Here is a 19394-nt window from a genome sequence, read left to right on the forward strand (position 1 = left end):
CTAAGCGCCTACCGATTGTAACCTGGAGGTAGCAGCTTATCCAAAATTTCCATAATATCTTCTTTTTGGTCAATGCGTTTGCCTACAACATAACCGGCAATTACGCATAAAACTACAAATAGTGTACGAAAAAAACCAAAAGTTATAACCAGGATGCCAAATATAAAGCCAAATAACACCCCAAGAAGTTTACCGCTATGGTGCTGCCAGATTTCCTCCAGTAGTTTGGAATTCACAACTGTCACCTCTATTCAACACGCTGTTTCGCTTTAAAATCATTGCTGATATTATCCACCGTAACCTGAACGTCAGCCAGCTCGATCCCTACAGTGTTTTTTATATACTCATGCACACGCTGTTGAATTTCACCGGCCACAGTCGGCACATGGCTTTCCGGGCTGACTACCGCTTTTATGTGCACGGTAATGCCCTGGGGGGTCAACGCCACCTTTACCTTGATGCCCCGTACACCCCGCAGGTGACGGACCGTTTTTTCCACCAGATTCTCGACCGCAGTCAGGGAAATATGTACATCACCAATTTCATTGTGATGGACAATGGTATCTTTGGCTTTACGGGAGCGAAGGCCGGCCAAAAGCAGTCTGATGCTAACTAATAAAAATACCGCTCCCACCAGCGAAGCTTCCCACTGGCCATAGATATGGCCAATGCTTGTCCACGCCAATTCCAATGGAATAAGGCGTAAAGACAGGAGAATGGCGGCGAATGATAAAAAAGCCAGTAAAAATGTGTAAATAGACAGGATAATGCGGTCAATAATCCCCATAGCGTTCGCTCTCCTTTCTTTTGGCCTCTTCCCGTTATCTTACCCTAATGTCTTCTTCTTTATCGTCCAGAGCAAAGCCTACACCCTGAACATGAATATTCACTTCCACAACATCAAGGCCGGTCATAGATTCAATGCCCCGTTTAACATTTTCCTGGACTCTCAGCGCGACATCGGGGATACGCACGCCATATTCAACGATAATATATAAATCCACTGCCGCTTCCCGTTCGCCGACCTCAACCTTAACTCCTTTGGAGAGATTTTTTTTACCCAGCATCTCGGCAATACCGCCGACTAAACCGGCACTCATGCCCGCCACGCCGGTAACTTCGGTGGCCGCAAGCCCGGCAATAATGCCAACAACCTCATCAGCGATCCTGATAGAACCAACATCATTATGTTCTGTTTTTTCCATCCGCTCTCTCTTTTCCATTTCCCACCCTCCCCAAACTCTTTACTATTACAATGTATTACAGGACCGGATATCTTATAACTATATTATTATACCAAGCTTTTTCCATTTTTACAAATAGGTGAAAAAAAGCGGAGAGAGTCTCTCCGCTTACGGTTTAGCGCTTACCGTAACATCCTCAGGCTTAACCCCGGCAATACGGCAAATGACTTCCGCCACCTGGATTACTTCCTCCCGGGACAGTGCGGTTGTTTTAACAACAGCACTAACGGAGTTATCCCGGATAAATACCAGTGCATCGCCAAAGCCTTTGGATTTGATTAAGTTTTCCATTTCTGCTTCCCGCTGCTTTTCCAGAGTCATTTTTAAAATCGTTGCCTGCGCCTCCTGTTTACTATCTTCGGTTTTAGCATCTTTTATAATCTCCCGCAGGAGATCGGACCGTTCGCTTCTGATCTTATCCCTTTCCAGCCGGTATTCAACAAAAAAGTCGGGAGCCATTACCGGTACAACCTGCTCGCTGACCGCTTTTGTCACCTGCATGGCATTCGATCTGTCCGCCCGGGCGGTACGCATATCCTGGGCGTAGTTCCAGGCGCCGCTGATAAGCAGGGAAAGAATGCCGGCGGCCACTATAAAGGCAGCAAGTTTTCCTATTTTATTTATAGATAATACTGAGAATATTCTCATACTCTTACCCTCACTTTCTTTGCGGCAGTACTGTAATTTTATAGGAGGGGATACCTAACCCTGATTCCACAGCTCTGGTCAGATTAGCCTTAACTGTTGAATCAAAAGCCCCTTCCGCTACGACCAGCACGCCTTTAATGACCGGCTTGTATTCCCGGACCATCACCGGCCGGTCGGCACCGCTTTCTTTGCTTAATAATACCTGTTCGGACTCTTTAGTTTCGGTGGTTGTGCGAATTCCGCCCGTATTGTCCTTTTCCTGCACTGTTCGCGTTTCCTTGGTAATATTTTTGGCCGGTTCCTGCAGCCCCCCTGTTTCTAGGGTTACATTTACGGATACGGCCCCGGCCCCCTTGATCTGGGCCAGCAAATTTGAGAGTTTGCCCTCCAGCACCTCTTCATAGCTGCGGGCGGCCGGAGTGCCTTTGGTAATATCCGCTGCGAGCGAGGGCTGAGTTTTTGCCGGCAACGGTTCATATAACCCCCCGATTAACAGCAGTACAATCCCCAGTAGTCCGAGCCAGATGAGCCTGGCATTAATGACACCGTCTTTCAATAGTTGACTGGGGACCGCTTTTTTGGCTCCAGACAGCCATCCTTTCAGCGAAGTTCCTAACGCTCCCATACCTCTCTTACCTCCTATTGTATCTGTTTAACCTCAACCTGGCTGGACTTAAGCTGGTATAACTCGGTCACCATCCTGTTTACTTTGTTTATTACTGCCGGCGGCAGCTTATTGGACTCCTTGGGTATTTCAGCAGGTTTTTCGCCAATCGTCACTTTGGCAATTTTGCGCTCATCAGCGGCAAACCCTGGTTCAATATACACAACTACATTGTTGATTTTGCCCATCTCTTTACTACCCGGCTGTGTTTCGGCAATGGCTACTGTTACCTTGGCATTGGCTACACCGTCGATCGCCATTACCATCGCCCTTATTTGCTTGGACAGATCCCTGGCATATATTTCCCTGACCAGCTGATTACGCTTACCGGCAGCCTGCGTGCCGGCACTTAAAATTTCTGTATCAGACAACGTACTGCCGGCCTGGGCCAAAGCCGGAATTTGATCTGCCGACAGCCTGTCTTCTAAAACGCTGATTATCGGATTTAAAATGGCCAGCAGAATAAACAAGCCCATAATTACCCTGATAAAGCGCTGCATGCTGCTATTAGGCAGCAAAAGTTCCAGAAACGAGGCAAATAACACCACATAGATAATACTTTTCACCCAGACAGTAACAGAATCTATCATATTATCCCCCACCGCCGCCGTTTTTTAACGCAGCATCATCGCCACACTGCCGGCACCAATAATCATAGTAACTATTAAGAAGAACATTAAGGCAACTGTTAATAATGCGCCAAACACTAACAGCAGATTATTGCCCATGGCATCCAGGCACCTGGCCATTTTTTCATCACCCATAGGCTGAATCAGGGCCCCGGCAATCTTTATTACCACAACTAAGGAAATAAGTTTAATAAGCGGCAGTGCACAGATCAGCGCAATGGCCAATACACCGAAAATGCCAACGGCATTTTTTAACAACAGCGAGGCCCCCATAACCAGTTCAACAGTGTCGGCAAACATTTTACCCACTACCGGTATAAAAGTGGCAGTTGCGTATTTGGCCGTTCTCAATGTCAGACCGTCGGCAACACTGCCGGCTACCCCCTGAATGCTGACAATACCGATAAAAACTACCAGCACTAAGCCCAGTGTCATCATCCCGGCCTGTTTCAGCACTCCTGTCAAATTACTAAGCTTGTAGCTGCCGGACAGATAATTTACGCATTCTAAGACAGCCGTCAGGAACAAGAGCGGTAAAACGATATCTTTAACAATCACGCTGGTTGCACTTACTACCAGGAGCATCAGCGGGGTCAGCAGCGCGGCCGAGGTTAGAGCCCCTACCCCGGCTAAGAGCGAGAGTAATAAGGGCAGCAGCGCTTCCATACAACCAACCATGTTGCTTACTGTTTCCCGGGCAAGTGTCAGTCCCTGATAAAAGGCACTGAGGGCAATCACTGACAAAAAGATAAAACATACACTGTAGGCCAGCAAGGAAATTGCTGATTGCTCAAACGAATTTTGCAGATTTTGCAGCAAGGCACACAATACGGCTAAAAATAATAACTTGCCCAGCAGGTGAATATTTGTGGCTACTTCTTTAAAGAAATAGGAGAGCAGCTTATTGGCAATGGTTTCCCAGTTGAAGGTCAGGCCTTTGGTGGCAATATCCTTGATTGTTTCAGTACTCAGGAAGGGAATTTCCTCGGTAAGCTCTTTGTTAATTTCCTGAATAAACTGATTGATGTGATTTACTGAGGTACTTTCCAGTAAATCAACGGGTAAATCCGGTCCGGCATCAGTCGCTGCCCAGGCCATATTGCCCCAGAGCATACAGAGTATCGCTGTAATTATTATTCTTTTCACATGCATTCCACCTTAAGGAATGAGTCTCACAATCGTTTCCAGGACCAAGGCAATAATCGGTATAGCCATAACCATAATGAGAATTTTACCGGCAAATTCGATTTTACCGGCCACTGCACCCTCCCCGGCATCCCGGCACACCTGGGCACCAAATTCTGTAATATAGGCAATGCCAATAATTTTGAGAATCGTATTTAAGTACATTTGACTGATATTGGCTTTTTCTGATAAGTCCCGGAATAAATCCAGCACCACATTAATCTTGCCAAGCACCATGAGAAAGATGATGGTCGACAAGGTTAGGGCCAGCTGCACGGCTAGTTCCGGTCGCTGTTGTTTGATGATTAAAATCAGCAAAGTAACGACAAACCCTAGCCCGATAATTTGTATGATTTCCATGGCGTGTACACCCCTTAGAACAGCTTAAATACATCCTGAACAGTATTAAACAGTCGGCCTAATAGTTGTACTACCCATAACAACACCAGGGCAAAACCGGCAAGGGTACATAAATGAGCCATATCTTCTTTACCAGCCTGCTTTAATGCAGTATGAAAAACGGAGATTAAAATACCCACGCCGGCAATTTTAAACAACACGTCAATTCCCATGTGCTCTCCCCCCTATTTAACTCCCTATACTAAAACGATAACCACGGCCAAGCTGCCGCAAACCCCTAAGTAACGATACATTCGGGCATTTTGGTCACAGATTTTTTCTGCTTCATATTGTATTCTGGACAGCTGTTCATGGACTAAGTCCAGGGATTTGTGCTGTTCTTCCCGGTTCATGCCCCCTAAATTGGCACTAAACACAGCGATAATCTCCCGTTCCGGCTTACTGAGAACAAGCCGGTCGGTTTCTGTCAGCGCCTGCAGCATGGCGGCCTGGGGCGTAAGCCAGCCTTTGCTTTTCAATAATTCCGCCATCGTATGAAACAGGTCGGCTACCGGGCCGGTAATGCCGCCGGTACACTGGGACAGAGCCTCAGGCAATGGAACAGCCACGTAATTAATGTGAGATTTAAGGGCTGATAAACAGCTGATGAGCTGTCTGATCTGCCGCGGCCGTTCCACATAACGGCCAGCCAGGCTAAAGCCGATGCAAGTCCCGGCTATAACCACCAGCAAACTGCCGAGAATCTTTAACCACATACGTTCACCTCATTTAAACAGGCACCTATTGCTTTTTTATGCCGGGAATCGAGGATTTCCTCAATCGTGCCAGGTCCTGACCGGTTACTGAGAATAATGTACCGTTCAAAAACCTGTTCCTGGATTAACTCCCCCACATAAGGGCGCTGCTGAAATTCAGCAATTGTCCGGCTGTGGGCGGTAGCCAGGACTTTTACGCCGGCACAAACAGCTTCCCGTACCGCCAGAGCGTCTTCCCGGCGGCCTAATTCATCGGTGGCAACGATGTACGGGGCCATAGACCTGATCAGCATCAAAAGCCCACTGGCTTTGGGGCAGGCGTCAAGCACATCAACACGCGGCCCTAAATCGACAGTCGGTATCCCCTGTTGACAGGCCGCTATTTCAGACCGCTCATCCACCACGCCTATTTGTACACCGGCTATCCCCAGCAGCGGATTGCCTGTACTCAATTGCCTGATTAAATCCCGCAAAATTGTTGTTTTACCACAACGGGGCGGTGAAATAATTAGGGTACTGAATACTTCATTATGTTCTTTGGCTGTCACAAACGGCAGAATACGGTCAGCACAGCCTGTTATTTCTCTTGCTAAGCGGATATTCAGAGAATTGATATGCTTAAGTGTCCTGACTGTTCCTTCCATGGTTATTGCCTGTCCAGTCAGGCCAACCCGGTGACCGCCGGCGATTGTCAGATATCCCTGTCTGACTTCTTCTTCAAAAGCATAAACCGAGTTTTTGCATATCAGCTGGAATGTTCTGTTTACATCCTCACTGGTGCATTGATACAAACGGGTTTTATGCTCTGTCTGCACGGTAATATCCTGGCTGCCTAATACCAGTTGCAGCGGCTGATCAGCCCGGATGCGAATCTCAGTGACCTTGTTCAGCATACTGCCGGGTAAGGCCGCAATTAGCCGGGCAATATGAGGCGGTAAAACAGGATAAATATGTTCGTTTAAAGAGGTTTGAATATTTTTCATAAGTCTTCATCCTCGTTCATTAGTAGGCGACTTGTCTCAGGATTTATCGCTCCTTTTCTTTACATAGATATGTGATAAGAAATTGGTTTATGACAAAAAGAAAGACTTAGCTTATGCTAAGTCTTGGGTGACCAAGTATGTTATTACACGCCGGGATGCATGATATGACCAGAGGCTCGCTGGTTATAGCGGTTATCAACAGTGATATCCAGTTCATTATCATACACTATTCCGCCGCAATACGGGCAGGTAACCTCAATATCTTCCTCATCATCTAATATGCTTGATTCGAAGGTAACCATTTCATGGCAGCCAGGGCAAGCCATTTCGACCATCTCATCATCGTCATCATCGTCATCATCGTCTAGATCGCCATCATCATAGCCGTCATCATCTACATCTTCTTCATATATTTGTTCTTCGAGGTCAGTTAAATCTTCATCAATCGACTCTACATAGTCCTCAAGCTCCAACTGCGCCAGATTAACATTTTGGACTTCGTCGGCAAACGATTCAAGCACGTCAATAATATTAAGCAAAACCTTGCCTTCTGAGGAATGTTCGTTAACATTAAGACCTTGTGTCAAGCCATGTAAATAAGCAACTTTCTCTTTAAGGTTTCTCATAAAAATACCCCCCCTTTAGCTATGTTCTTAGTCTTAGACACTATTTCTAGTATGTCCAATGCTTATTAAAACATAACTTAAGGAGGAGTTTTTCCGGTTTAATCGTTGTTAGGCCCGTTCGATATAGTCGCCGCTGCGGGTGTCAATCCGTAAAACTTCACCGGTATTGATAAAGAGCGGCACCCGGACAACATGACCTGTTTCCAGTTTTGCCGGTTTAGTCCCGCCGGTGGCGGTATCACCCCTGATGCCGGGATCGGTCTCGACAACCGTTAATTCTACTGACATCGGCAAATCAATACCGATCACATTACCCTGGAAAAATAATACCGCTATATTCATATTTTCTTTTAAGAATTTACGGGCGTCACCCATTTGTTCCCCGGACAACGCAATCTGTTCAAAATTCTCATTATCCATCAGGTTGAACATGCCGTCACTCTCATACAGGAATTGCATTTCACGCCGTTCAACATGGGCCTTGGGTAATTTTTCGCCGGCATTAAAGGTGCGTTCAACCACTGCACCGGTACGGCCGTTTTTTAGTTTAGCCCGGACAAATGCGGCCCCTTTGCCTGGTTTTACGTGCTGGAAGTCAACTACCTGCCAGACATCGCCATCAATTTCAACTGTTACCCCTGTCCGAAAATCATTGCTTGAAATCATTAATGATAAGCCTCCCCATTGTTCTGTCAATTAGCCTAATTCTATTAAGTCCTTGCTGCTAGCAGTAAGAATTTTGCAGCCATCAGCAGAAACAACCACTAAATCTTCAATACGTACGCCACCCCAGCCTGGCAGATAAATTCCCGGCTCAACCGAAACTACCATACCTGCAGCCAGTTTAATGTCGCCGGTCGGTGACAAACGGGGCTCCTCGTGAATAAAAAGACCAACCCCATGCCCTAAGCCATGCCCAAAGTAATCACTATAGCCAGCCCTGGCAATGACCTCCCGGGCCGCCTGGTCGACCTCCCGGCCGGTTTTACCGGCCTTCACCGCGTTAATACCAGTCAGCTGGGCCGTCAGTACAAGCTTATAGATTTCGCGCTGCCTGGCATCAGCAGTACCGGCCACAACCGTTCGCGTCATATCGGAATGATAGCCCGCAAATACCGCTCCGAAATCAATCGTAATGAAATCACCGGCTTCAATTATTTTATCTGACGCCCGGCCATGCGGCAAGGCGCTTCTTACCCCTGAAGCCACAATTGTAGCAAAGGCCGGTTTCTCTGCACCAAGCCTGCGCATCCGGTATTCAAGCTCCAGGGCAATATCCAGTTCGGTTATTCCCGGCTTAATCATTGGCAATATTTGATTAAATGCTGAATCAGCAATCTCCACCGCTTTGGTGAGAAAGGCCAATTCTGTTTGGTCTTTAACAATCCTCAGCCCATCAAGTTTTACAGGTGATAGTTTTTGCTCACTCAGGCAATTTGCTAACTTTTGATAAATCTCCCAGGTTATAAAATCGCTTTCAAAACCGATGCGGGTCAGCTCAAGCTCCTTCACCGCCGCTGCCAGCGAATCATAAATCACTGCCCCGTGGCGGACAATTTGATATAAAGCAGCCTGCTGTTTGGCTTGTTCAACATATCTGAAATCGGTTAATAATCTGGGGGCCTGGGTCCTGCTGATAACCAGCATTCCCGCTGAACCGGTAAAACCACTAAAATACTGGCGATTCTCCGGTTTGGTAACAATAATGCCGTCAAGACGGTGTTTTATCATAAGTTCATAAAGAGTGGCCAGACGCTGCTGTATCATCGCTTATGCACCCCTTATCAAAGCGTAGGCCGCTTCTAGCGCCAATAGATAGCCTGTTGCGCCAAAGCCGGCTATCTGGCCTACTGCCACCGGCGAGATTACTGAGTGCTGACGGAACTCCTCCCGCCGGTAGATGTTGGATAAATGTACTTCAACAGCCGGAACGTTTATGGCTGCCAGCGCATCCCGCACCGCAATGCTATAGTGCGTAAAAGCTGCAGGATTAATAATAATACAGGCAAAATTAGCATGAGCCTGCTGAATCGTGTCAACCATAATACCTTCATGGTTAGTCTGGATAATCGTTAGCTCGATTCCCAGTTCTTTGGCCCGCCGGCTTAACAAGTCATTAATATCGTCAAGTGTAGTCCTGCCATATACTTCAGGCTCACGTTTCCCCAGTAGATTCAGATTAGGTCCGTGCAGGACCAGTACTCTCATGGTATACGCTGCCACCCTATCATCTCCAGCTCTTTATCCTGTAACCAAGCTATTGCCAAAAAATACATCTGTACACTAGCTTTTACATTTTAGCATATATTTTCTTGTTTGACTACTAAAAAACTTCTGCCTGCGCCTTGGGGCTAAGGCGTTTCCCTTACTCTTTTACAATGGCAGTGGCTATTTCCCGGAAAATCGGGGCAGCAACATTACTGCCTGACATCCCCTCCTCCACAAACACCACAATTACATATTCCGGGTTTTTAAGCGGGGTAAAACCGGCAAACCACGCATGATTAATCCCCTGCCCGGTTTTATTTATCCGCCCTGTTTCGGCTGAGCCTGTTTTGCCGGCCGAACCAAAGCCGTCCACATAGGCGGCCTGACCGGTGCCATATTGGGTAACGGCCCCCATCATTCCCCGCACTCTCTCCGCAGTCTGACGGGACATAACTCTTACCCGCGGCTTGGAATCGTGAAAGTTTTTAACAGTTAAACCTTCCTGGCTGGTAAGTTCGCTGACAATATAGGGATCAACCTTAATACCGTCATTGACGATCGTGGCCACAGCTTGTGCCAACTGTACCGGTGTCGCTTCACAAAAACCCTGACCAATGGCCAGATTAGCCAAATCGCCCGGATAAAGCTGGTCGGCTTCCGGCAAATTTCCCTCACTCTCACCAAAAAAATCAAGCTTAGTCCGTGATCCAAAACCAAGCTTTTGGGCCATAGTAATCAAATTTTCAGCACCTAACTGTAAGGCTATGTGAATGAATACCGGGTTGCTGGAATGGGCCATGGCCTCAGTTATTGTCAGCCGTCCTTTGGGTGCCTGTTCATAATCCCAGCCCTGAAATCTGATATTATTAACATCAATATAGCCGGGATCAAAAAAGACATCATCCATTTTTACCGCTTTACTCTCCAGAGCCGCCGCCGCCACTACCAATTTGAATACCGAGCCGGGCTGATAGGAGGAAACGGCCCGGTTAAGCAGGGGGGAGCTGTTCTGCTCCAGGTACTGGCTGAGATGATTGGCATCAAAGGCCGGCCGTGATGCCATCGCCAGTATCTCGCCGCTGCCGGGGCGCATTACTATCACGGCGCCTTTAAGAACAGTACGGTTCATAATAGCTTCCACATTTTGCTGAATCTGCTTATCAATTGTCAGTACAACATTAGTTTCTCTGGTACCTGTTGCCAGTTTCATTCTTTTATAACCTAAACCAGGTATCAGCTGCTGGCCGGCATCAACGATAGCGGCTACATATTCAGGCTGACTGCCCCGGAGCAAAGCATCATACATACTTTCGATCCCGCTAACCCCCCGGTTATCGGCAGAATTGATATAGCCCACCACATGCGCCGCCAGGACCCCGTGCCCATAACGAACCTTCTCCGCAACCGCCACAATACCTGGCAGCTTCATATCATTAATTTGTTTGGCTGTACTGCTCTCCACACCGGCTAGCCGGAAAGGGTATTCGTTGGTGTTTAAACGTCGCAAACCGGCGGCCAGCAACGCCGGCGGCAGATGGACAACATTGTCAATCTTACTAAAGGCAATTGCAGTTTTGTCTTCAATCTGACCCGGAAAAACAACAATACTGTACTGCTGGGAGGTATTAGTCAGCGGTATATAATTGCGGTCCAGTATTTCGCCTCTGGCAACATCCACAGGCAGTTCCTGAACGCGAATGCTGAGCCCTTCCAGGGCCAGCTGCGGACCGTGAATAATCTGGAGATAAAACAACCGCAAGACCATCAGACTGGAGAAAACCAAAAAAAATAAAACCAATTGATAAATACGCCGGCTGGAATAAGCCATATTATCACCTGCTAACTAGTCATTAGTAGGTATAGTATGGCTTAGAGTGGCAACAGGTTATTCAGCGCTCAATATATTGAACGCTGACCGGGAGATGGGCCAGTATCTTATGCACTTCACCGGCTGTATCCGGTGTTGCCCGGATAACCAGGATACCGGCAAAACGGTCCAGTGTACTGACTACCCCCAGATATTCGTATCCTTCCATGACCCGGTTAATAAAATTAACATTCCTGGGTTCCACTTGAATATATATCAGATTACTCATGACTGGGCTCCGTTTTTTCCGGTCTGCGCAACATAGAATACGGTACCACCGGCCTGCTTAACGGCATTGTCACCAGCTGCTGGGGATGAGGGGCCACTGCAATGGGAATACCGCCAGTGTCAACCATCTGCGTAATCCTTTGCCGGAAGTTTTCCTGTCCGGGCTGCATAATTTCAATCTCTTCCCCGACTTTTATATTGTTGCGCTGTTCGATTACCGCCAGGCCTGATACCGGATCATATTCTTTAACTAAACCCACAAAATCATGGGTTTGGGTATAACTTGAGGAGGTATATATCTGGTCTTGGGCCGATGTTTTATTGAAGTAAAACCCGGTTGTGTATTCCCGGTGTGAGACTTTCTGCAATTCCTCCAGCCAGCATTTTCTGATATGAAAATCCACCGGTGAGCTGGCGTAGGAATCGATGGCTTCACGGTATACCTTAACAACCGTAGCCACATAATGAACACTTTTCATCCGGCCTTCAATCTTAAAGCTGTTTAAGCCACTGGCAACTAACGCCGGCAGGTGAGTGAGAAGGCACAAATCTTTCGAATTAAAGATGTAGGTGCCACGGTCATCTTCCATTACCGGCAGGTAGACTCCCGGGCGGTTTGCTTCCATTAGATGATATTGCCAGCGGCAGGGCTGGGCACACTCACCCCGGTTAGCATCACGCCCGGTCAGGTAGTTGCTTATGAGACACCGCCCGGAATAAGACATACACATCGCACCATGCACAAAAGCCTCAAGCTCAACATTAACTTTCTGCCTGATCAGACCTATCTCCCGCAGGGAAAGCTCTCTGGCGAGTACTATGCGCGCAGCGCCCAGCTCCTGCCAGAACTGGGCTGTGGCCCAATTGGTACAGTTGGCCTGCGTGCTGATATGGATAGGCAGCCCCGGGGCTGCCTGCCGGGCGATACGGTATACCCCCAGGTCAGATACAATGATGGCATCTGCCGCCATAGCAGCCACATCCCTGATATAATCCGGCAGCGCTGCCAGGTCGTCATTGTGCGGGAAAATGTTGATTGTAATATAAGCCTTTTTGCCAAGGCGATGGGCAAAGGCAATTCCCTGCCGCATATCATCCTGCCCAAAATTATCACTGAAGGCTCGCAGGCCAAAAGCTTTGCCGCCCATGTACACAGCATCGGCACCGTAAATAAGTGCCATTTTTAGTTTCTCTAAATTGCCCGCAGGCGCTAAAAGCTCGGGTTTTCTCACTGTTTTGTCTCTCCCTGGTAATAGGATACAGCCATGCCGTCACCAATCGGCTGGATTGTCGTCTTAAACCGCAAGTCATTAGTAACAAAATCCAGATAAGCCTTCAGGCGTTTAATAATAGTACGAAAACGCCGGGGGGCAGCCTGCTCATCAAGTACCCAGCCTCTAAATAATACATTATCGGCAATAACGACAGCTTCCGGAGAAAGTTTATCCATCACCTTATATAAATAATCAAGATACTGCCCCTTGGCAGCGTCAATAAATACTAAATCAAATGTACCGGCCAGCCGGGGTATGATCTCGCCGGCATCGCCGGCAATCATGGTTACCGGTGTTGACACCCCGGCAGCAGCCAAAAACTGTTTGGCCACAGCAATCCGGCCTTCGTCCTTTTCCAATGTTATTATCCGTCCGTTTGGCGCCATATTAGCCGCCAACAGCAAGGTTGAATAACCAATGGCTGTTCCGATTTCCAATACAGACGCCGGCTGAGTGGCGGCAGCCACTGCCTGTAGCAGCAGTCGGCCGTCCTGGCTGATGATCGGCACATGATTTCTAGCCGCATAAGCCTGCATTAAGGCTAATACCTGGTCGGTGTCACCCATTACATTTGCACCTGATCAATTGCCGCTAAATGTTCCGCATAGGTTTTGCTAAAATGATGTTTCCCCTGCTTATCGGCAACAAAATACAAATAATCGGTCTTGTCTGCAAACAGTACAGCCTTGATCGCTGCACTGCCGGGATTAGATATCGGTCCTGGCGGCAAACCCATGATCTGATAGGTATTATAAGGTGATATGATCTGAGTGTCCTGAATCGTAAGTTCAGGCTTGGGATAACCCAGGATGTACTGTATAGTGGCACAGGATTGCAACGGCATCGCCAGTGTTAGCCTGTTAGCAAACACCCCGGCGATTACAGGCCTGTCCTCACTCAGCTGGGCTTCTTTTTCAACCAGTGATGCTAAGATAACCACCTCCCGCAGGGAAAGCCCCAGCTCAGAAGCCCGTATTCGCAGGTCTGGTGTCAGTTTAGTATCAAATTGGTTAACCATCATCGTCAGCAGTTCTTCTTCCGTCACACCCTTAGCCACCCGGTAGGTGTCCGGAAATATAAAACCTTCCACCCGGTATTTGCTGTCAGGATTGGCAGTCATATAGGCAAATGGGGCAAAATCTTTGGCAATTTCTTTAAACTTCTCCGGATCAGTCAGTTTTTTCTCAGCTAACAGCAGGGCAATTTGATCGACAGTATAGCCTTCGGGAATGGTAAACTGCTGGTAGGCAGTCTGACCCTGGGAAATGATAGCCAGCATCTGCTGTACCGGCATGTTGGCACTTATCGCGTACTCGCCGGCCTGCAGCATGTTTTCCACGCCTTCAAGTCTGGCCGCGGCCCGGAAAACCAATGTATTTTTAATCAACCCCTGGCTGGCTAATTCTTCAGCAATAACTTTGGTTGGCGTGCCTGGCTTAATTGTAATAAGATGCAGCTCAGCAGAGCTGCCGGCAGGCTGAGTCATCGCCCACCCGATAGCGGCACCGACAATAACTAAGGCCGCTGCAACTACGCCGGTAATGGCCCGCTTTGTAATTGAATGATTTAGCATGATCATCCACTATCCCTCTTTCATCTTAACATAGCTATTATATTATAATATATAATGCCTATGGAGACAAATAGCGCTAAAAAAGAAGCCTTACGGCTTCTTTTTATCCCATCAGAACGTATAACATTCAATGCTGTATAATCTAAGGGATAAGAAAAATCTTTATTTTTCTACTCTTCCTCTTCTTCAAAAACCATTTCTTCGTACGCCTTACGCACCTGCTCAAACTCTTCATCTGTTGGGTCGAGGTAAATTTCCTCACCATTTTCGTCAACGTCAATCCGGGCGATAAATACATCCGTTTCTTCGCCACAGCCGCAGCCGCAGCTGTCATCACTGCATTCGCAGCCGTCCTCATCAACGTCGATTGGGACCAGTATAGCAAAGCGCTTATCACCGACAGGAACAATTATATCTTCGCGATAATAATATTCATTGCCTTCTTCATCAGTCATGACTACTACCGGCTCGTCAAGCTCCATAATATCGTCTTGTTCGTTATCTGCCATTTTTTTCACCTCTTTTTACTCATACGCAATATTATTCTATCCTAGAAAGGATATCCTGTCAAGAAAACCGCTGGCAGGGATGGCTTTGTTCAGGCTAAACTGTCAAGATATCCTTGCAGGATGAAAACCGCCGCCATTTTGTCGATTACCAGCCGGCGCTTAGCGCGGCTGACATCGGCCGCAATCAGGGCTTTTTGCGCGGCTACGGTGGACAACCGTTCATCCCAGAACTTGATTTCAACCTGGGGTGCAGCCCGCCCTAAAGCAGCACCAAATTCTTTTACAAGTTCGCCCCGTGGTCCAATCGTACCATTCATGTTTTTAGGCAACCCAATCACAACAAGTCCGGCCTCATACTGTGTGATAAGCTCGTTCAGCCTGGAAAAATCCTTGGCAGCAGATGTGCGTCTAATTACCTCAACGCCCTGCGCAGTTAGTCTTAATTCATCGCAGACTGCCACCCCAATGGTTTTATCCCCAACATCAAGCCCTAGTATGCGCATAATTCCTCCTGATTATTTACATATTTTACCCGTCAGAATGTATAAGTCCCGATATTGTGGCCTCCGGGATAGAAAGATTATACCCAAAGGCCACCTGCCGAATTTTGCCAATCAAATTATTTTTAAACAGAATTCCGGGCAATAGGCCCCGCAATAGCCGCATAATACACATTGTTCCCGCGCTACCCGCGCTTTATGATTAACAATGGTTATGGCCTGCATCGGACAATGCTGCCCGCATTGTCCGCAACCGACACACCAATCCTCAATCAGCAGCCGGCGGGGCGTTTTAGCCACTTTAACCCACAATTTGCTGTCCGGGGGTTGGCCCGAGAATACTGCCGCATTAAGAACTGCCTCATCCCTTGTCTGCATGCCGACAGCAACTGATGCAATACCAGGCTGAGCCAGCACCCAGGCGAAAGCCTGTTCAGCCTGCTTGCTCAAATGACCGCCACCTAGTGCTTTCATCGCGTATATGCCTTTGCCGCAGCCGGCGGCGAAGCGGATAGCCGCCAGCATTTCTTCGGCTGTGCCGTCAGTAATGCCAATCCCTTTGCTATTAATAAGCGGATGAATTACGTCAATTTCTGCCATCAGCGCCGCCGCCCGTACCACCTCTATGGTATGTGTTGACACCCCGGCTGCTCTTATCAGCCCCTGCTGCTTGGCATCACTCAAATAGGCCAATGCTGCCGCATGTCCTTGCAAAGTCATACGCGAGGTCTGCTCATGCAGCATAAAGATATCGATATAGTCGCGGTTTAACTCCCGGCAGGCCGCTTCGACACTGGCCCGCATGGCCTCATAGGTGTAAGCATAAGCTTTGGAAGCAACAATAATGTTCTGCCCGGTCCTGGTTAACGCCCCCCGTATGTAAGGATAGGTACCATACAGCTCGGCCGTATCAATAAAATTGACCCCTGCGTCAAATGCCGCCTGAATAACGGCAACTCCGTCGGCCAAGGGCCGGTTTGACTGCAAGGGGCCAATAGTAAGTCCGCCAAAACATAATCTGGAAACACTAAGACCTGTCTGACCAAGTACACGATATTCCATTACTTATTTTTAAGATAGGCCCGCACTAACTCTTCAATAATTTCATCTCTTTCCAGCTTCCGAATCAGACTGCGGGCATTATTATGGCTGGTTATATAGGTCGGATCGCCGGATAAAAGGTATCCGACCAACTGATTAATGGGATTGTAGCCTTTTTCCCTTAAGGATTGGTAAACAGCCGTCAGGATTACTTCCGCTGCATTGGTATCGTCATTATTGACTTTAAACATCATCGTTTCCTGAGAAATGTTGGTCATGAAGCCCCCTCCTTCCTTATATTATCTACAAGGTATTACCCTATATATTCTACCTGGGCTGGCGTTTTCCTGTAGATCATTTTATTTTTTTACAGGCAGGCATTAGGCCTGCCTGTAAAAAAGAAAATTTATTTAATCTGTGTCTTGATTATCTGCTCAGCAGCTTTTAAAGCCTCACCGATCTTCGCCGGCTGCTTACCGCCGGCCTGCGCCATATCCGGCCGGCCGCCGCCGCCGCCGCCGGCAATTTTGGCAGTTTCTTTGATAATCTGCCCGGCATGAGCACCTTTAGCAACACAATCGGGCGTGGCCATCGCAATAAAATTAACTTTATCCCCGTTAACAGCGCCAAGTACCACAACCCCGGACTGCAGGCGCTCGCGGACCATGTCGCCGGTTGACCGCAGGTTTTCCATATCTGCTGCCGCTACCTGACCTATTACGACGTTAACGTCATTAAGCACTTTGACTGCAGCCAGGAGTTCCTGTACTTCATTTTTCGCCAGTTTGGTGTTAAGTATCCCTAGTTCTTTTTCCAGGTCGCGCACCCGGGTATTGAGCCCCTCAATCCGGGCGGCGATTTCCTCCGGCCGGGTTTTGAGGGCGACTGCGGCTTCTTTAATAAGCTCTGACTGCGCTTTTAAGTAATCGTGAGCCCCATAACCCGTAACCGCCTCAATCCGGCGCAGCCCGGCCCCGATACCGGCTTCACTGACAATCTTAAACAACCCTATTTCCGCCGTCGCACCGACATGGGTGCCACCACACAGTTCTTTACTAAAATTATCTACAACAACAACCCGTACCTTGTCACCATATTTTTCACCAAAGAGAGCCATGGCCCCCATGCCGCGGGCGATTTCCTGCGTTGTCTCAATAATGCCTACGCAGGTATTGTCCAAAATCACTTGATTAACGATATTCTCCACCTCAGCCAGCTCTTGCTCGGTAACAGGCGCAAAATGGGTAAAATCAAACCGCAATCGGCTGCTGTCAACAGCTGAGCCGGCCTGATTGACATGTCCGCCTAATACTTGTTTTAAGGCGGCATGCAGCAAATGAGTTGCCGTATGGTTCCTGGCAATATGACGGCGTCTTTCATAATCAACCACTAGTTGCAACGCCTCGCCTGTTTTTAACAGCCCTTCCCTGATCTGACCGACATGATAAATCGTGCCGTCAGGGAGTTTGCGGGTTGTGGTCACCTCCATCTTGCCCAGCGGGCTGATAAGCACACCCGTATCGCCGGCTTGTCCGCCGCCTTCGGCATAAAACGGACTAACATCAAGAATAACAGCGACTTCATCCCCGTCAAAGGCTTCTGCCACAACAATGCCTTCTTTTAATAATAAAACCAGTTTAGCCTGTTCAGCTTCCGGGTTGTAGCAGAGAGATTCTGTTACCAAACCTGATAAATCGGGAATAACTGTTTTTTCGCCGTTGTCCTGGCGGGCAGAACGGGCCCGTTCACGCTGCCCGGCCATAGCCTGATCAAAACTCTGTTTATCAAGCATCATATTATGTTCACTCAGGATTTCTTCGGTAAGCTCCCAGGGGAAGCCGTAGGTATCATACAGCTTAAAAGCGGTTGCCCCGTCCAGCAGCGTCTCACCGGTCCGGGCAAGTTCCTGAATCTGCCTGTTTAACAGTTCAATCCCCTGGGCCAGGGTATTATGGAAACGTTCTTCTTCCAATTGGATAACTTTTTTAATATACTCCTGCTTATCATGAATGTCAGGATAGGCCTGGGCAAAAAGCTTGGCAACAATATCAACAATATCGGTCAGGAACGGCTTCTCAATTCCCAGCAGGCGGCCATGGCGCACCGCCCGGCGCAGAATTCTCCGCAATACATAGCCGCGTCCTTCATTCGAGGGTAATACCCCGTCACCAATCATCACGGTCATACTCCGGCCATGATCGGCAATTACCTTAAGCGATACATCCTGTTTGGCCGACCGGCCGTAGGTAACACCGGCAATACCGGCAGCATACTCAATAATTGGATAAAGTAAATCGGTTTCAAAATTAGACCGTTTATTTTGTAAAACTGAGGCAATTCGTTCCAACCCGGCCCCGGTGTCGATATTCTTCTTGGCCAGGGGCGTATAATTGCCGGCTTCGTCCCGGTCGAACTGAGTGAATACCAAATTCCAGATCTCCAAATACCGGTCACAGTTGCAGCCAACGGTGCAGTCCGGCCGGCCGCAACCGCGGTCCTCGCCTAAGTCAATATGGATTTCCGAACAAGGTCCGCAAGGGCCGGGGCCGATCTCCCAAAAGTTTTCTTCCATTCTGATGATGCGGTCCGCCGGTATTCTGATATCATCATGCCAGATGGCAAAGGCCTCATCATCACCGGTATGAATGGTAATCCAAAGCTTATCCTTGGGCATTTCCAGGTATTCAGTCAGGAATTCCCAGGCCCAGGCAATTGCTTCTTTTTTGAAATAATCCCCAAACGAAAAGTTGCCCAGCATTTCAAAAAAAGTATGATGCCGTGCAGTCCGGCCTACATTTTCGATATCGCCGGTCCGGACGCATTTCTGACTTGTGGCAATCCGCAGATGAGGTGGTTTCATTTTGCCGGTAAAAAAGGGTTTAAAAGGAGCCATGCCGGCGCCAATTAAGAGCAGGGACGGGTCATTTTCAGGAATGAGTGATGCGCTGGCCTGAACCAGATGATCTTTACCAGCAAAAAAATCCAGAAACAGTTTGCGCAATTCGTTTCCGGTTAATTGTTTCAACTTCAATCAGCTCCAATATGCTATATTTACTCCATTATTCTGGAATTATACTACAATTTAAGATTTAGTGTCAAT

The 19394-nt window shown here is 48.0% G+C and carries 25 protein-coding genes; all 25 read right to left on the bottom strand.

Annotated elements, in window-relative coordinates; genetic code table 11:
* Positions 1-8 precede the first annotated feature (8 nt).
* Positions 9-236 carry a DUF2273 domain-containing protein gene (locus tag SPTER_RS10520; RefSeq protein ID WP_144352854.1) on the bottom strand — a complete coding sequence of 76 codons (228 nt, stop codon included), beginning with the start codon at positions 234-236 and terminating at the stop codon, positions 9-11.
* An 11-nt stretch (positions 237-247) separates the two neighbouring features.
* Positions 248-787: an alkaline shock response membrane anchor protein AmaP gene (gene amaP, locus SPTER_RS10525; RefSeq protein ID WP_144350372.1), complete on the bottom strand. Its 540-nt coding sequence runs from the start codon at positions 785-787 to the stop codon at positions 248-250.
* A 34-nt stretch (positions 788-821) separates the two neighbouring features.
* The gene (locus tag SPTER_RS10530; RefSeq protein WP_144350373.1) at positions 822-1223 is read right to left on the bottom strand and encodes an Asp23/Gls24 family envelope stress response protein; all 402 of its coding nucleotides are present in this window, start codon (positions 1221-1223) and stop codon (positions 822-824) included.
* A 129-nt stretch (positions 1224-1352) separates the two neighbouring features.
* Entirely contained in the window at positions 1353-1892 is a 540-nt protein-coding gene (locus tag SPTER_RS10535) for a SpoIIIAH-like family protein (RefSeq protein ID WP_144350374.1), read from the bottom strand.
* Between the two features lie 10 nt (positions 1893-1902).
* Positions 1903-2517 carry a hypothetical protein gene (locus SPTER_RS10540; protein ID WP_144350375.1) on the bottom strand — a complete coding sequence of 205 codons (615 nt, stop codon included), beginning with the start codon at positions 2515-2517 and terminating at the stop codon, positions 1903-1905.
* A gap of 14 nt (positions 2518-2531) precedes the next feature.
* Positions 2532-3146, bottom strand: coding sequence for a stage III sporulation protein AF (gene spoIIIAF, locus SPTER_RS10545; protein WP_144350376.1), 615 nt, complete (start codon positions 3144-3146; stop codon positions 2532-2534).
* Positions 3147-3170: 24 nt separating this feature from the next.
* Positions 3171-4331 (bottom strand): stage III sporulation protein AE, encoded by a 1161-nt coding sequence (gene spoIIIAE, locus SPTER_RS10550; protein ID WP_246105566.1) that lies wholly within the window; start codon positions 4329-4331, stop codon positions 3171-3173.
* A 12-nt stretch (positions 4332-4343) separates the two neighbouring features.
* Positions 4344-4730 carry a stage III sporulation protein AD gene (gene spoIIIAD, locus SPTER_RS10555; protein WP_144350378.1) on the bottom strand — a complete coding sequence of 129 codons (387 nt, stop codon included), beginning with the start codon at positions 4728-4730 and terminating at the stop codon, positions 4344-4346.
* A gap of 14 nt (positions 4731-4744) precedes the next feature.
* Positions 4745-4942, bottom strand: a complete 198-nt coding sequence (gene spoIIIAC, locus SPTER_RS10560) for a stage III sporulation protein AC (RefSeq protein ID WP_144350379.1) — start codon at positions 4940-4942, stop codon at positions 4745-4747.
* A gap of 24 nt (positions 4943-4966) precedes the next feature.
* Positions 4967-5485 carry a stage III sporulation protein AB gene (locus tag SPTER_RS10565; RefSeq protein ID WP_144350380.1) on the bottom strand — a complete coding sequence of 173 codons (519 nt, stop codon included), beginning with the start codon at positions 5483-5485 and terminating at the stop codon, positions 4967-4969.
* Positions 5476-6468: a stage III sporulation protein AA gene (spoIIIAA, locus tag SPTER_RS10570; RefSeq protein WP_144350381.1), complete on the bottom strand. Its 993-nt coding sequence runs from the start codon at positions 6466-6468 to the stop codon at positions 5476-5478. The genes SPTER_RS10565 and spoIIIAA overlap by 10 nt, the downstream gene beginning before the upstream one ends.
* 143 nt (positions 6469-6611) lie before the next feature.
* On the bottom strand, positions 6612-7094 hold the full coding sequence (locus SPTER_RS10575) for a CD1247 N-terminal domain-containing protein (RefSeq protein WP_144350382.1): 483 nt from the start codon (positions 7092-7094) through the stop codon (positions 6612-6614).
* 108 nt (positions 7095-7202) lie between these two features.
* Positions 7203-7760, bottom strand: coding sequence for an elongation factor P (gene efp, locus SPTER_RS10580; RefSeq protein WP_144350383.1), 558 nt, complete (start codon positions 7758-7760; stop codon positions 7203-7205).
* Positions 7761-7790: 30 nt separating this feature from the next.
* The gene (locus tag SPTER_RS10585) at positions 7791-8861 is read right to left on the bottom strand and encodes a M24 family metallopeptidase (protein ID WP_211367537.1); all 1071 of its coding nucleotides are present in this window, start codon (positions 8859-8861) and stop codon (positions 7791-7793) included.
* Between the two features lie 3 nt (positions 8862-8864).
* The gene (gene aroQ / locus SPTER_RS10590; RefSeq protein WP_144350384.1) at positions 8865-9302 is read right to left on the bottom strand and encodes a type II 3-dehydroquinate dehydratase; all 438 of its coding nucleotides are present in this window, start codon (positions 9300-9302) and stop codon (positions 8865-8867) included.
* A 157-nt stretch (positions 9303-9459) separates the two neighbouring features.
* Entirely contained in the window at positions 9460-11130 is a 1671-nt protein-coding gene (locus SPTER_RS10595) for a peptidoglycan D,D-transpeptidase FtsI family protein (RefSeq protein ID WP_144350385.1), read from the bottom strand.
* A 61-nt stretch (positions 11131-11191) separates the two neighbouring features.
* A complete protein-coding gene (locus SPTER_RS10600; RefSeq protein ID WP_144350386.1) occupies positions 11192-11398 on the bottom strand; it encodes a DUF4911 domain-containing protein in 207 nt (68 codons plus the stop codon).
* A complete protein-coding gene (locus SPTER_RS10605) occupies positions 11391-12629 on the bottom strand; it encodes a peptidase U32 family protein (RefSeq protein ID WP_144350387.1) in 1239 nt (412 codons plus the stop codon). Before SPTER_RS10605 ends, SPTER_RS10600 begins: the two co-directional genes overlap by 8 nt.
* On the bottom strand, positions 12626-13237 hold the full coding sequence (locus SPTER_RS10610) for an O-methyltransferase (protein ID WP_211367539.1): 612 nt from the start codon (positions 13235-13237) through the stop codon (positions 12626-12628). The genes SPTER_RS10605 and SPTER_RS10610 overlap by 4 nt, the downstream gene beginning before the upstream one ends.
* Positions 13237-14250, bottom strand: coding sequence for an endolytic transglycosylase MltG (mltG, locus tag SPTER_RS10615; RefSeq protein WP_246105567.1), 1014 nt, complete (start codon positions 14248-14250; stop codon positions 13237-13239). The genes SPTER_RS10610 and mltG overlap by 1 nt, the downstream gene beginning before the upstream one ends.
* Positions 14251-14414: 164 nt before the next feature.
* Positions 14415-14753 carry a DUF1292 domain-containing protein gene (locus SPTER_RS10620; RefSeq protein ID WP_144350388.1) on the bottom strand — a complete coding sequence of 113 codons (339 nt, stop codon included), beginning with the start codon at positions 14751-14753 and terminating at the stop codon, positions 14415-14417.
* A gap of 89 nt (positions 14754-14842) precedes the next feature.
* Entirely contained in the window at positions 14843-15256 is a 414-nt protein-coding gene (gene ruvX, locus SPTER_RS10625) for a Holliday junction resolvase RuvX (protein ID WP_144350389.1), read from the bottom strand.
* 111 nt (positions 15257-15367) lie between these two features.
* Entirely contained in the window at positions 15368-16240 is an 873-nt protein-coding gene (locus SPTER_RS10630) for an aldo/keto reductase (protein ID WP_246105568.1), read from the bottom strand.
* A gap of 74 nt (positions 16241-16314) precedes the next feature.
* Positions 16315-16572: an IreB family regulatory phosphoprotein gene (locus SPTER_RS10635; protein WP_144350391.1), complete on the bottom strand. Its 258-nt coding sequence runs from the start codon at positions 16570-16572 to the stop codon at positions 16315-16317.
* A 128-nt stretch (positions 16573-16700) separates the two neighbouring features.
* On the bottom strand, positions 16701-19319 hold the full coding sequence (alaS, locus tag SPTER_RS10640; protein ID WP_144352858.1) for an alanine--tRNA ligase: 2619 nt from the start codon (positions 19317-19319) through the stop codon (positions 16701-16703).
* Between the last annotated feature and the right edge of the window lie 75 nt (positions 19320-19394).

The organism is Sporomusa termitida (assembly GCF_007641255.1).
Taxonomy (GTDB): domain Bacteria; phylum Bacillota; class Negativicutes; order Sporomusales; family Sporomusaceae; genus Sporomusa; species Sporomusa termitida.

Bases quoted from the DNA above. Each gene is read 5' to 3' on its own strand.
- amaP (WP_144350372.1), bottom strand. From the start codon at position 787: ATGGGGATTATTGACCGCATTATCCTGTCTATTTACACATTTTTACTG.
- SPTER_RS10620 (WP_144350388.1), bottom strand. From the start codon at position 14,753: ATGGCAGATAACGAACAAGACGATATTATGGAGCTTGACGAGCCGGTA.
- SPTER_RS10575 (WP_144350382.1), bottom strand. From the start codon at position 7,094: ATGAGAAACCTTAAAGAGAAAGTTGCTTATTTACATGGCTTGACACAA.
- mltG (WP_246105567.1), bottom strand. From the start codon at position 14,250: ATGATCATGCTAAATCATTCAATTACAAAGCGGGCCATTACCGGCGTA.
- spoIIIAD (WP_144350378.1), bottom strand. From the start codon at position 4,730: ATGGAAATCATACAAATTATCGGGCTAGGGTTTGTCGTTACTTTGCTG.
- SPTER_RS10610 (WP_211367539.1), bottom strand. From the start codon at position 13,237: ATGGGTGACACCGACCAGGTATTAGCCTTAATGCAGGCTTATGCGGCT.
- SPTER_RS10565 (WP_144350380.1), bottom strand. From the start codon at position 5,485: ATGTGGTTAAAGATTCTCGGCAGTTTGCTGGTGGTTATAGCCGGGACT.
- SPTER_RS10585 (WP_211367537.1), bottom strand. From the start codon at position 8,861: ATGATACAGCAGCGTCTGGCCACTCTTTATGAACTTATGATAAAACAC.
- spoIIIAC (WP_144350379.1), bottom strand. From the start codon at position 4,942: ATGGGAATTGACGTGTTGTTTAAAATTGCCGGCGTGGGTATTTTAATC.
- SPTER_RS10595 (WP_144350385.1), bottom strand. From the start codon at position 11,130: ATGGCTTATTCCAGCCGGCGTATTTATCAATTGGTTTTATTTTTTTTG.
- SPTER_RS10600 (WP_144350386.1), bottom strand. From the start codon at position 11,398: ATGAGTAATCTGATATATATTCAAGTGGAACCCAGGAATGTTAATTTT.
- SPTER_RS10540 (WP_144350375.1), bottom strand. From the start codon at position 2,517: ATGGGAGCGTTAGGAACTTCGCTGAAAGGATGGCTGTCTGGAGCCAAA.
- SPTER_RS10530 (WP_144350373.1), bottom strand. From the start codon at position 1,223: ATGGAAAAGAGAGAGCGGATGGAAAAAACAGAACATAATGATGTTGGT.
- aroQ (WP_144350384.1), bottom strand. From the start codon at position 9,302: ATGAGAGTACTGGTCCTGCACGGACCTAATCTGAATCTACTGGGGAAA.
- SPTER_RS10635 (WP_144350391.1), bottom strand. From the start codon at position 16,572: ATGACCAACATTTCTCAGGAAACGATGATGTTTAAAGTCAATAATGAC.
- spoIIIAA (WP_144350381.1), bottom strand. From the start codon at position 6,468: ATGAAAAATATTCAAACCTCTTTAAACGAACATATTTATCCTGTTTTA.
- SPTER_RS10535 (WP_144350374.1), bottom strand. From the start codon at position 1,892: ATGAGAATATTCTCAGTATTATCTATAAATAAAATAGGAAAACTTGCT.
- spoIIIAF (WP_144350376.1), bottom strand. From the start codon at position 3,146: ATGATAGATTCTGTTACTGTCTGGGTGAAAAGTATTATCTATGTGGTG.
- efp (WP_144350383.1), bottom strand. From the start codon at position 7,760: ATGATTTCAAGCAATGATTTTCGGACAGGGGTAACAGTTGAAATTGAT.
- ruvX (WP_144350389.1), bottom strand. From the start codon at position 15,256: ATGCGCATACTAGGGCTTGATGTTGGGGATAAAACCATTGGGGTGGCA.